Annotated in this window: 10 protein-coding genes; 4 read left to right on the top strand and 6 right to left on the bottom strand. The window is 64.2% G+C overall.

The annotated features are described in order from the left end of the window. Position 1 precedes the first annotated feature (1 nt). The 6 genes from QQL28_RS19715 to QQL28_RS19740 form a co-directional block, all read right to left on the bottom strand. A complete protein-coding gene (locus QQL28_RS19715) occupies positions 2-355 on the bottom strand; it encodes a nuclear transport factor 2 family protein (protein ID WP_284267910.1) in 354 nt (117 codons plus the stop codon). Positions 356-509: 154 nt separating this feature from the next. Beyond that, positions 510-1,982 carry an amidase gene (locus tag QQL28_RS19720; RefSeq protein ID WP_284267913.1) on the bottom strand — a complete coding sequence of 491 codons (1,473 nt, stop codon included), beginning with the start codon at positions 1,980-1,982 and terminating at the stop codon, positions 510-512. Between the two features lie 218 nt (positions 1,983-2,200). Next, positions 2,201-3,172: an iron exporter MbfA gene (gene mbfA / locus QQL28_RS19725; protein WP_284267915.1), complete on the bottom strand. Its 972-nt coding sequence runs from the start codon at positions 3,170-3,172 to the stop codon at positions 2,201-2,203. A gap of 67 nt (positions 3,173-3,239) precedes the next feature. Then, the gene (locus tag QQL28_RS19730) at positions 3,240-4,388 is read right to left on the bottom strand and encodes an alpha/beta hydrolase (protein ID WP_284267917.1); all 1,149 of its coding nucleotides are present in this window, start codon (positions 4,386-4,388) and stop codon (positions 3,240-3,242) included. A 186-nt stretch (positions 4,389-4,574) separates the two neighbouring features. Further along, on the bottom strand, positions 4,575-6,119 hold the full coding sequence (locus QQL28_RS19735) for an acyl-CoA synthetase (RefSeq protein ID WP_284267919.1): 1,545 nt from the start codon (positions 6,117-6,119) through the stop codon (positions 4,575-4,577). A gap of 167 nt (positions 6,120-6,286) precedes the next feature. Beyond that, positions 6,287-7,459: an acetyl-CoA C-acetyltransferase gene (locus QQL28_RS19740; protein WP_284267921.1), complete on the bottom strand. Its 1,173-nt coding sequence runs from the start codon at positions 7,457-7,459 to the stop codon at positions 6,287-6,289. Positions 7,460-7,611: 152 nt separating this feature from the next. On the opposite strand from QQL28_RS19740, the gene QQL28_RS19745 reads away from it, so the two are divergent. From QQL28_RS19745 to QQL28_RS19760, 4 genes are all read left to right on the top strand, one after another. Further along, the gene (locus QQL28_RS19745; RefSeq protein WP_284267923.1) at positions 7,612-8,271 is read left to right on the top strand and encodes a TetR family transcriptional regulator; all 660 of its coding nucleotides are present in this window, start codon (positions 7,612-7,614) and stop codon (positions 8,269-8,271) included. A 52-nt stretch (positions 8,272-8,323) separates the two neighbouring features. Continuing rightward, a complete protein-coding gene (locus QQL28_RS19750; RefSeq protein ID WP_284267925.1) occupies positions 8,324-9,082 on the top strand; it encodes an SDR family NAD(P)-dependent oxidoreductase in 759 nt (252 codons plus the stop codon). 295 nt (positions 9,083-9,377) lie between these two features. Then, positions 9,378-11,249, top strand: coding sequence for an AMP-binding protein (locus QQL28_RS19755; protein WP_284267927.1), 1,872 nt, complete (start codon positions 9,378-9,380; stop codon positions 11,247-11,249). Positions 11,250-11,411: 162 nt separating this feature from the next. Beyond that, on the top strand, positions 11,412-12,539 hold the full coding sequence (locus QQL28_RS19760; protein ID WP_284267929.1) for an acyl-CoA dehydrogenase family protein: 1,128 nt from the start codon (positions 11,412-11,414) through the stop codon (positions 12,537-12,539). Positions 12,540-12,680 lie beyond the last annotated feature (141 nt).

Raw genomic sequence — 12,680 nt, forward strand, 5'->3', positions numbered from 1 at the left:
CTCACCGCGACACGTGGGCCGACACGGCGAGCCATTTGCCGTTCTGCCTGGCCCAGCAATCGGTATAGCGGCCGGTGCCCTGCTGGCCGTCCGCCGTCGTGTAGCTGGTCGCGGCGTGGATGATGGCGAAGTCGCCCATGATGCGGATCACGACGTCGTATTCCCTCAAGTTCCGGATCGCGATCGGCTGCGCCGTCTGCTTCAGGAAGCCGGCGCGGTCGACCAGCGTCTTGTCGGGATTGGAGCAGTAGAATTCGGGCGCGAGAATCTCGTCGAAGCGCTTGACGTCGCAGTTTTGCACGGACGCGACATAGTCGCGGTTGAGCGCCGTGAGCTCTTCCATATCCTTGTTCATGGCCTCTCTCCCTACAGTCATCCGAGGCGGCCAGCAGGGCCGGAGCCGATATTTGCTCGTCATTGCGAGGAGCGGAGCGACGAAGCAATCCAGACTGTCACCGCGAAAATATTCTGGATTGCTTGGCTACGCTCGCAATGACGACGTTGCAACGCTAATCATCAAACATTGCCGGCGGCACGAACCCGCCGAACTCCCGCTCGATCAGCTCGGCGAGCTTCAACGGGGTGCGGTCTTCCAGGAACGGGCCGACGATCTGGACACCGAGCGGCAGGCCGTCCTTCGAGAGCCCGAGCGGGATCGCGGTTGCGGGCAGGCCGGGCAGAGTCGCAATGCCGGGCCAGGCAAGCTGGTCCGAATAGGGATAGTCCTTGCCGTCGATGTTGATGCGCCGCTTCGCCATGTCGGGCGAATGGTCATGCGGATAGGCCGGCGTCGGCATGATCGGGCAAATCACCGCGTCGAACGCGGCGAACAGCGCGCGCCATTGTGCGCGCAGCCGGGTTCGCGCGCCGTCGTCGAGAACCCAGGCACGATGGGTCGAAATCATGCCGCGCAGGCGCTCGGCCACGAGGCTCTTGTTCTCGGATGGGATCTGGCTCACCGCTTGTTGCGCGTCGGCCAGGGCTTCGGGCGGGAAGAACGCGCCAAGAAACGCCAGCAGCATGCGCATGTAGAGCCGGGATGTTTCCGCAAAATTCGGAAGCAGCGGGCTCTCGCGTGTGACGACCATGCCGGCCTTCGCAAGATCGCCGGCAAGTTTTTCGATCGCGCCGCGAATCTCCTCGTTCGCCGGCAGCAGCGGATGGCTGTCGATCACCAGAACCCGAAAACCCTTCGGCGTCTGATGGCGCGCGGCCGGCAGATCGAGCCTGTAACCGACGCCGGCCTCCAGCGGGTCCGGGCCCGCCATGACGTCGAGCAGCAGCGACAGGTCTGCAGCACTCCGCGCCATCGGCCCGATCACGGCCATGTCAGCCTCCGACGGCAGGGCCGGGAACGGCGGCGGTGTGTGGCCGCGCGAGGCGCAGACTCCGAAGGTCGGCTTGTGCGCGTAGATGCCGCAATGAAACCCGGGCACGCGCAGCGAGCCGCCGATGTCGTTGCCCATCGAGAGCGGGCCGTATCCCGCCGCCAGCGCCGCCGAGGAGCCGCCCGACGACCCGCCGGGCGTCCGGCCGAGATCGAATGGATTGTTGGTGGTGCCGTAGATCTCGTTGTAGCTCTGCCAGTCACCCAGGCCCACCGGCACGTTGGTCTTGCCGAGGACCACGGCACCTGCCGTCTTCGCGCGTGTCACGGCGAGCGCGTCTTCCGCCGGCTTGAAGTTCTTTTGCGGCACATAGCCCCAGGTGGTGGGAAGGCCTGCGACGTTGAAGGATTCCTTCACCGTCATCGGCAGGCCGAGCAGCGGCCTCTTCTCGCCGCGTCCGAGCGCGGCATCGGCCTCGCGTGCAGCAGCGAGCGCCCGATCGAAATCGCGTACGCAGACGGCATTGATCTTGCCGTCATGGCGTTCGATCCGGCCGATCGCATCCTGCGTGAGCTCTACCGACGAGACCTTCTTGGCGTTCAGCGCAGCCGACAAATCGACTGCGCTCGCAAAGCTCCATTTCGACTTGGCCACGGCATTCTCCTGCGCTCGTTGTTCTGAATGATGCGCAGATTGGCCCAATGCCGCAACCGCCGTTTGACAGTGATTGCGGTGGGCGCCCAACGGATGGTCGTCATCGCCCGGCTTGACCGGGCGATCCAGCACGCCGCGGCTTCTCCGCACACGTCGCTGTTTCTGGAATACTGGATCGCCCGCTCGGGCGATGACTGAGAGCGTGCTTTAGACCGGCGCTACGCCGCCCCGATCAATATCCCGACCCCAAGCACGATGGCGCCGCCGAGCACGATCTGGAACACAGCCTGGAGGAACGGCGTATCCATGTAGCGCGCACGGATGAAGGCGATCGCCCATAATTCGAAGAACACGACGACGCAGGCGATCGCTGTCGCGATCCAAAACGCATTTGGCCAGCTATCGGGCACCAGATAAGGCATGGTGTGACCGAGCCCGCCGAGCGTCGTCATCAGCCCGCAGGTGACGCCGCGCAGCCAGGGCGAGCCGCGGCCAGTGAGTGAGCCGTCGTCGGAGAGCGCTTCCGCAAAGCCCATGCTGATGCCGGCGCCGATCGAGGCTGCGAGGCCGACCAGAAACGTCTGCCAGTTCTGGTGCGTGGCGAAGGCCGCCGCGAACAGCGGCGCCAGCGTCGAGACCGAGCCGTCCATCAGACCGGCGAGGCCGGGCTGCACATATTGCAGCACGAACATGCGGCGACGCGTGCGGTCTTCCTCCGCGCGCACGTCGGGCTTGAGTATCTCGTCCGTCAGCTTGGCGGCGGTGTTCTCGTGATGCTTCTCCTCCTCGGCGAGATCGCCGAGCAGGCGGCGCACGCCGACATCCTCGGCCTGCTCGGCGGCACGCGCGTAAAACCGCTCGGCCTCGAGCTCCATGGTCTCGACCTCTTTCCGGATCGTGTCGAGCGGCAGGTTCTTGGTCAGCCAGATCGGGCGGCGGCGCAGGAAGCCCCGGACGTCCTCGCGGCGAATCGGCGGCAGATGTTGGCCGAAGCGCTCTTCATAGAGCTGGAGCAGGCGATGGCGGTGGCCGCGTTCCTCCTCGGCCATCTGCTCGAAGATCTTGGCCGAGTCCGGATAGCGCTCCTTCAGATCCTCGGCGAAAGTCATGTAGATGCGGCTGTCTTCCTCCTCCGAGGAAATCGCGACCGCGAGCACCTCTCGCTCGGTCAGATCGGCAAAATTCTTCACGACGGCCCCGCATCAATACTTTAGAATAGTTCTAAACTATATAAAGCGCCGTGATTGCGGGGTCAATTCACACGGCGTGAGCCTTGGCGAGGAACTCGATCAGCAGCCGGCTCACCTCGACGGGCTGCTCCTGCTGCACCCAATGACCGGCGCCATCGACGAGATGGCAGCCGAGCATGTTCGTGCAGGCGCGCGCCTGCATCGCCTCGAACACGCCAGGGCGCTGATATGTACCCCAATCCTGCTTGCCCGAGATGAAGCAGGAAGGCACGTCGATGGTGCGGCCCGCGAACAGTTGCAATTCGTTATTGAAAGCACCCGACGTGCCGCAGCGATACCATTGCAGGCCGCCCTGGAATCCGGTGCGACCGTATTCGGCGCTGTAATAGGCCAGCTCCTGGTCCGGCAGCCACTGGTTGCCGGCGATCTCGGCTGGTGACGGCATCTCCTTCGCGACCGTCTGCGGCATGGTCTCGTCGAGATCCATCACGTAATAAGTCGGCAGCTTTGCGAGCTCGCCAGCAGACCAGGATTTCAGCGGATACGGCTTGTTGTCGGTCCAGTCCGCGCTCTTGTGATGATAGTAAGCGCGCAAGAAATCGTGCACGCCCTGTGGCGCGCGATGCAAGTCGGCATTGGCTTCGCGTGTCGAATAGTACCACTGATAGTGCTTGCGCGGACGCGCCAGCGCGGCGAGCTCGCGATGCACGGGGTCATCGTTCGGCGCCGCCGCGGGCTTGTCGGTGGTGCCGAACGGCAGGGGTGGCGGTCCGCCGAACGGCGCACTCATCATCACCATCGAGCGGAACACGTCGGGCCGCACCAGCGCGCACCAGGACGCAACCGGACTGCCGAAATCATGGCCGATCACGTCGACGTGCCGGTAGCCGAACGCCGACACCAGCCCGAGCGCGTCGCGGACCAGGTTGAAAAGCCGGAAGGGCGCGAGATCGCCGTCGTAATCCACCTGCCATCCGGTGGTGCGGCCATAGCCGCGCTGGTCCGGCGCGATCACGTGATAACCGGCAGCGGCGAGCGCCGGCATCACCTTGCGCCAGGAGAAGGCGAGCTCCGGAAAGCCGTGCAGCAGCAGCACGCAGGGTCGCCCCCGCGTCTCGAAGCCGGCTTCGAGCACATGCATGCGCAGGCCGTTGATTCCGTCGACATAGCGGGAGCGGATGCCGGCGGGCAGGGGGATGTCGGGGAGGGATGTCATGGCGATTGCCTCGTCGTGGCGGCGGATGCAGCAAGTGTTCTCGTGCCCCGGACGCAGCGCGGCATGCAATGACGCGCTGCTGAGCCGGGGCCCAGCTTTTCGACACTATACCGGAAACCGCCATGGGTCCCGGCTCTGCGCCGCACCGCTTGCGCGCTGCGCCGCGTCCGGGACACGAGAGCTCACTTAAATCTTCACCGCCGTCTTCGGCCAGTAGCGGTCGCGCAAGTGGCGCTTCACCAGCTTGCCGGTTGGCGTGCGCGGCAGCTCGGTTTCGAAATCGATCGAGCGCGGGCATTTGAGGGCGGAGAGGCGACTCTTGCAGTAGGCGATCAGGTCGGCTTCGAGTTCCTTGCCGGCGCGACTCATATCGTGCGGCTGCACGACCGCCTTCACCTCTTCGCCCATCTCCTCGTTCGGCACGCCGAATACGGCGACGTCGGCGACTTCGGGGTGGCCGACCAGCACGTCCTCGGTCTCCTGAGGATAAATGTTCACGCCGCCCGAGATGATCATGTAGGACTTGCGGTCGGTGAGATAGAGGAAGCTGTCCTTGTCGAGATAGCCGACGTCACCGAGCGTCGACCAGCCCTTGGCATTGTAGGCCTTCTTCGTTTTCTCGGGATCGTTGTGATAGGCGAAGGCCGGCGCGTCGGAGAAATAGACCGTGCCGATCTCGCCAACGGGCTGCTCCTCGTCGTTCTCGTCCAAAATCTTGATCTTGCCGACGACAGCGCGGCCGACGCTGCCACGATGCTCCAGCCATTGCGTGGAGTTGCAGACGGTGACGCCGTTGCCTTCCGAGCCCGCGTAGTATTCGATCAGGATCGGTCCCCACCATTCGATCATTTTTGCTTTCACGTCGACCGGGCAGGGAGCGGCGGCGTGGATCGCGCCCTTCAGCGTCGAGACGTTGTACTTCGCGCGGGTCTCGTCCGGCAGCTTCAACATGCGCACGAACATGGTCGGCACGAGCTGCGACTGCGTCACCTTGTGTTTCTCGATAAGCTTCAAGAATTCTTCGGCGTCGAAATGCTCCATGATGATCGAGGTGCCGCCGAGCACGATCGCCATCATGTTGAAGCGCAAGGGAGCTGCGTGATAGAGCGGGGCCGGCGATAGATAAGTGGTCTCGGCATTCATGCCGCACATGTCGGCGCAGAGCACGCGCAGGAACGCATTCGGCTCGTCGATGGGCTTGCCCTCGAAGGCCTTCTTGACGCCTTTCGGGCGGCCCGTCGTGCCCGACGAATACAGCATGTCATAGCCGGCGACCTCGCCCGCGATCGGCGTCGTCGGCTGTGCCGCCGCTTCCTTGTCGTAGGAACGGAAGCCGGGCAACGGCTCATCCATCATGTAGAAGATCGGCTCGCCCGGGGCGCCCTTGATCAATCCCTTGATCTGGTCGGCGCACTTCGGCGTCGTGATGACGACCTTGGCGCCGCAATCGCCGATGATGTAGTCGATCTCGTCCTGCTTCAGATAACGACTGATCGCGGTGTAATAGAGCCCGCTGCGTTGTGCCGCCCAGCAGATCTCCATGAAGGCGAGGCGGTTCTCCATGAGCAACGCGATGTGGTCACCGGCCTTCAGCCCCAGCGAGCGGAACAGGTTAGCGCCCTGGTTCGAGAGCTCGTCGAGCTCGCGATAGGTGATCGCCTTGCCGGTCCCGGCCATCCGATAGGCGATCTTGTCGGGCGTGGTGCGGGCGTAGACGGAGGGGTGGGTCATAGAGGAGACCTCTCAACACAAAAGGTGTCATCCCGGCGAAGGCCGGGATCCATAACCACCGTTCTTAATTGTTAGATCAGAATGCCGCCCCAGCTCCCCTAACCACGCACTCCTGTGGTTATGGGTCCCGGCCTTCGCCGGGACGACACCTTTTGTGTGGAGGCGCTCTACAGCCGCTCCACGATCGTCACGTTCGCCATGCCGCCGCCTTCGCACATGGTCTGGAGGCCGTAGCGCTTGCCACGCTGCTTCAGCGCATGCAGCAGCGTTGTCATCAGCTTGGTGCCGGAGCCGCCGAGGGGATGGCCCAGCGCGATTGCGCCGCCATTGACGTTGAGGCGGGCGGGATTGGCGCCGGTGGTCTTCAGCCACGCGGTCGGCACCGAGGCAAAGGCTTCGTTGACCTCGAACAGGTCGATGTCGTCGATTGCCATGCCGGCCTTGTCCAGCGCGCGCTTGGTGGCGTGCAGTGGCGCGTCCAGCATGATGACGGGATCGCCGCCCATCATGGTCATGTGATGCACGCGCGCCAGCGGCTTGACGCCGAGCGACTTGAGGCCACGCTCGTTCACCACCATCACGCCGGAGGCGCCGTCGCAGATCTGGCTGGCGCTCGCAGCCGTCAGCCTGCCGTTATCGGCAATCAGCTTGACGCTCTTGATGCCGTCGAGGCTGGCGTCGAAGCGGATGCCTTCGTCGATGTGATGGGTGTCCTTTGAGCCGTCGGCGCGGGTGATCTCGAGCGGTACGATCTCGTCCTTGAAATGGCCGGCTTGCGTCGCCGCAATCGCGCGCTGATGGCTGTTATAGGAATACTCGTCGAGCTCATCCTTGGAGAGGCCGTACTTCTCGGCCATCATCTCCGCGCCGGTGAACTGGCTGAACACGATGTTGGGATAGCGCTGCTCGATGCCCGGGCTCTTGTAATGGCCAAAGCCGTTCTTGGCCGCGAGCTGCGAGGACAGGCCCATCGGCACGCGCGTCATCGATTCCACGCCGGCGGCGATCACCACGTCCATCGCGCCCGACATCACGGCTTGGGCAGCGAAATGCAGCGCCTGCTGCGAGGAGCCGCACTGCCGGTCGATCGAGGTGCCCGGCACGCTCTCCGGCAGCTTCGAGGCCATGATCGCGTTGCGCGCGACGTTGTTGGACTGCTCGCCGACCTGCATCACGCAGCCCATGATGACGTCCTCGACCAGGGCAGGGTCGGCCTTGCTGCGGTCGACCAGCTCGTTCAGCACCTTTGCGGCGAGATCGGCTGGATGCCAGCCGGCGAGGCGGCCCCCCTTGCGCCCGCCGGCGGTGCGCGCAGCGGCGACGATGTAAGCCTCGGCCATGTCGGTTTCTCCCTGAATTCTTCTGAATGGTTGGTTGTCGGGGGCGGATTAAAGGGGCCGACGATGATTTAGTCAATCGATCAATTAACTCTTGTGGGGAGGCGCTGCTTGCGCTTATCTGCGGCCCTTCGTGCGGCGAGACAGGAATCTCCGTGACTACCAGCGTACCGAACAGGGTTCCGAGCGGAAAGAATTCCACGGCAGAGAAATTGCTCGTGGCCGCGAGCGAGCTGATGATCGAACGCTCCTCGATCGAGATTTCGCTCAGCGACATCGCCCAGAAGTCCGGCGCCAACGCCGCGCTGGTCAAATATCACTTCGGCAACAAGGACGGCCTGTTGCTGGCGCTGCTGGCGCGCGATGCCGGGACCGAGCTTACCAATCTCGAATATCTCCTGGTCCAGCCGATCACGCCGACCGCGAAGCTGAAGCTACATATCGGCGGCATCATCCGCGCCTATCACCGGTTCCCGTACATGAACCGGCTGATCCACTATCTCCTGCACGAGAGCACGGCGGAATCCGCCGACGAGGTCTCAAAGTTCTTCGTCGCGCCCCTGCTCGACTTTCACCGTCGCCTGCTCGCCGAGGGCGAAAGCAGCGGCGAGTTCCGCGTCACCGATCCCGTGCTGTTCTACACCAGCCTGATCGGCGCCTGCGATCACCTGTTCTTCGGCCGGCACGCGATGTCTCGCGCGACCGGCGTCGGCCCGGTCACCGACGAAGTCTGCCGGCAATACATCAAGCACATGGAAACGCTGATCTGCGGCGGCATCCTCACGCAAGCCGAGGAAGCTGCCGCAGCCGGATGACCGGCCCAAGATGTTCAAGTCCAGAGAAGAGACGCCCAAGGAGAGACTTACGATGCAGTTGAAAGATGTTGCCGTTCTCATCACCGGCGGTGGTTCGGGCCTAGGCGCCGCGACCGCCCGCGCCATGGCGGCCAAGGGCGCCAGGATCGGCGTGATCGACCAGAGCAAGGAGAACGCCGAGAAGGTCGCGGCGGAAGTGAAGGGCGTCGCGCTGCATGCCGACGTCACCGACGAGGACGGCATCAAGGCCGCCATCGCCAAGGCGGAAAGCGCGCATGGCGTCGCGCGCGTGCTGATGAATTGCGCCGGCATCGGTGGCTCGCAGCGCATTGTCGGGAGGGACGGCATCTATCCGCTGGCGAAGTTTGCGCGGATCATCAACGTCAACCTGATCGGCACCTTCAACTGCCTGCGCCTGTTCGCCGAGCGCCTGATCACGGCCGAGCCGATCGGCGAGGAGCGCGGCGTCATCATCAACACCGCATCCGTTGCGGCCTATGAAGGCCAGATCGGCCAGATCGCCTATTCGGCCTCGAAGGGCGGCGTCGTCGGCCTGACGCTGCCGGCAGCGCGCGATCTCGCAAGCCAGAAGATCCGCGTCAACACCATCGCGCCCGGCCTGTTCTTCACGCCGCTGCTGATGGGATTGAGCGACGAGGCGCTGAAGAGCCTTGGTTCGCAGGTGCCGCATCCCTCGCGTCTCGGCGATGCCGCCGAATACGGTTCGCTCGCCGTGCACATCGTCGAGAATGCGATGCTCAACGGCGAGACCATCCGTCTCGACGGCGCCATCCGCATGGCGCCAAGGTAAAGGCTTCCACCGTCGTCCTGGCGAAAGCCAGGACCCGTTACCACCAACGCGAGCTGTGGCGCACGCTTGGCCAACGCTGGTGGTTGACAACAAGGGCCTGTGGTTATGGATCCTGGATCGGCGCTCGCTCGCTCGCTTGTCCAGGACGACGTTGGGGAGTTGTCCATGTCCTAACCGCTGCAGATCGAGCATGACGAAGGCGTCGACCAGGCCTTCCTCGACAAGCGAAAGCCTGTCTATATCGAGCGCTGAACGAGAATGATCCGCAAAGGACGATAATTCCGGGAGACGCAAAATGAGTGGGAGTGCGGCGGCGGTGATGACGAAGCCCGTGTTTCGTAAGATCGAGTGGTTGCCGCGCGACATCGACGTCGAGCGGCGCGAGGACGGCACGGTGGTGCTGAAATCGCGCATTCCGCTGCAGCCTTACGAGACGCACATTCCGGCGTCGCTGGCGAAATGGGCGAGGGAAGCGCCCGACCGCATCTGGCTTGCGCAGCGCGGCGGCGCGGATCGCGCGTGGCGCAAGGTGTCCTACGGCGAAGCCAAGCGTACAGTGGATGCGCTGACGCAAGGCCTGCTCGATCTCGGCCTCGACAGTCGTCCCGTCGCGATCCTCTCCGGCAATTCGATCGAGCACGCGCTGATGACGCAGGCTGCGATGCAGGCGCGCTCGCCGGCTGCACCGGTGTCGCCGGCCTACTCCCTGATGAGCCACGATCACGTCAAGCTGAAATATCTGTTCGACCTGATCAAGCCGGCCGTCGTGATGGTGCAGGATGGTCCGACCTTTGAGAAGGCCCTGAAGGCGCTCGATCTCACCGGCGTCGCCGTCGTTCACGTGCTGCGCCCCTGCGAGGGCATCAAGAGCATCAGTTTCGCCGAGCTCGCGGCAACGCCTGTCACCGTTGATGTCGATGCCTCGATCGCGCAGATCACGCCGCAGACAGTCGGCAAGCTTCTGTTCACCTCCGGTTCGACCGGCATGCCCAAGGCCGTCATCAATACGCAGGCGATGATGTGCGCGAACGCGGCGATGATGATCCAGGTGCGGCCGCGCTCGCCTGATGGACCGATCGCGACCATGCTCGACTGGATGCCCTGGAATCATACCATGGGCGGCAATGCTGCGTTTCATCCGCTCCTGGTCGATGGCGGCACGCTCTATATCGACGACGGACGGCCGATGCCGGGGCAGTTCGAGGAGACGCTGCGCAATCTGCGCGAGATCTCGCCGACCTATTACGCCAACGTGCCGGCCGGCTATGCGGCGCTTGCTGCGGCGATGGAGAAGGACGATGCGCTCTGCCGCTCCTTCTTCAAGAACCTCTCGATCATGGCCTATGGCGGCGCGCGGTTGCCGGATGATCTCTACGACCGCATGCAGGCCCTCGCCGTGAAGACCACCGGCGAGCGCATCGTGTTCTACACCGGCTGGGGCTCGACCGAGACTGCGCCGACCTCGACCGGCACCTATTGGGACACCGAACGCGTCGGGCTGATCGGCCTGCCATTCCCCGGCGTCGAATTGAAGATGGTGCCGTGCGGCTCGAAATACGAACTGCGGCTCCGCGGCATCAACGTCACGCCCGGCTATTTCGGTCAGGCGGAGCTGACGAAGAAGATGTTCGACGAGGAAGGCTTTTACTGCATCGGCGATGCCGGCGTCTTCGTCGACGACAAGGATCCCGTGCAGGGCATCATCTTCGCCGGCCGCGTCGTGGAGGATTTCAAGCTCACCACCGGCACCTTCGTGCATGTCGGCTCGCTCCGCACCGATGCGATCGCTGCCGCGACGCCGGTCGTGCATGACGCGCTCGTCGCCGGACAGGATCGCGCCTGCATCGGTCTGCTCGCCTGGCCCAACCTGCACGCCTGTCGCCAGCTCGTCGGCAATCCGGAGCTGAGCTTTGAGGACGCCGTGAAGCACCCCGAGGTGATCGCCTGCTTCAGGCGTGGCCTCGAGGCACACAACGGGGAATGCGAAGGCGCGAGCAGCCGCATCATCGCGCGCGCCGTGCTGATGGTCGAGCCGCCCTCGATCGACGGCAACGAGCTGACAGACAAGGGCTACATCAATCAGCGCGCCGGCCTGGAGCGCCGCGCCGCGCTGGTGGAGCGGCTTTATGCCGAGACGCCGGACGACAGTGTGATCGTGCTGCGATGATGCGCATCTCTCTCAACTCGTCATTCCGGGGCGCGCGCAGCGCGAGCCCGGAATCCATCGGGCCGCATGCGCCTGGCGAAATTCATTCCGGGCTCGCGACTTCGTCGCGCCCCGGAATGACGGCCTCAATCCAAGCGACAGACGATAAAAAGGTAAGCCGCCATGAATTTCGATTTCTCTGACGATCAAAAGCAGCTCCGCGACCAGGCGCGCAAATTCCTCGGCGAAAGGTGCTCGCCCAAGGCGGTGCGCACGGTCCTTGACGGCAAGGCGCCTTATGACAAGGAGCTGTGGAAGGGCCTCGCCGAGATGGGCTTCCTCGGCGTCGCCATTCCCGAGGAGTTCGGCGGCGCGGGCGCCGGCCATCTCGAGCTCTGCGTGATCGCCGAGGAGGTAGGCCGGGCGAATGCGCCAGTGCCGTTCTCCTCCACCGTCTATCTCGCCGCCGAGGCGTTGCTGATCGCCGGCAGCGACGCGCAGAAGACGAAATGGCTGCCTGCAATCGCCTCCGGTGAGGCCATCGGCACGCTGGCGCTGTTCGAGGGCACTGGCAATCCATCGCCGAAGAACATCAAGCTTGCCGCTTCGGGCGGCGTGCTCAACGGCGTCAAGAAGCCGGTGCCGGATGGCGCAATCGCCGATTTCGCCGTCGTCGCTGCGCGCACGGGATCGAGCGGCCGCGAGAGCGATATCTCGTTGTTCCTCGTGGACCTCAAGGCGGGCGGCGTCGAAGCCAGGAGCCTCAGCAATCTCGATCCGACGCGCGGGCAGGTCGAGCTCACCTTTGGGAATTGCAAGGCCGAGCCGCTGGGAACTGTTGGCGAGGGCTGGAGCATCCTGACCCAGGTGCTCGATCGCGCCGCGGTGCTCACAGCTTTCGAGCAGGTCGGCGGCGCCGATCGCGCGCTGGAGATGGGGCGCGACTACGCGCTTGACCGCATCGCCTTCGGCCGTCCGATCGGCTCGTTCCAGGCGATCAAACACATGCTCGCCGACATGTATGTCTCGGCGACGCTGGCGCGCTCCAACTGCTATTACGGCGCCTGGGCGCTCTCGACCAACGCATCCGAGCTGTCGGAAGCCGCGGCGGCCGCGCGCATCAGCGCGACGCAGGCGTTCCAGCATTGCGCCAAGAACAACATCCAGGTTCACGGCGGCATGGGTTTCACCTGGGAGTTCGACTGCCACATGTACTACCGCCGCGCCAACGCGCTGGCGCTGGGCCTCGGCAGCCTGTCCTATTGGGAAGATCAGCTCATCGACCGCATGCGCAAGAAGAACGCGGCGTGACGATAGGTTTGTAGGGTGGGTTAGCCCCGCGGATTGCGCGAAGCGTAAACCGCTAGGCGTAACCCACCATCGGGCCGCAACAACACTCTAGAGAGTTGGTGGGTTACGCTTTCGGCTAACCCACCCTACGAAGGAAAAAAG

Source organism: Bradyrhizobium iriomotense (assembly GCF_030160715.1).
Lineage (GTDB): Bacteria > Pseudomonadota > Alphaproteobacteria > Rhizobiales > Xanthobacteraceae > Bradyrhizobium > Bradyrhizobium iriomotense.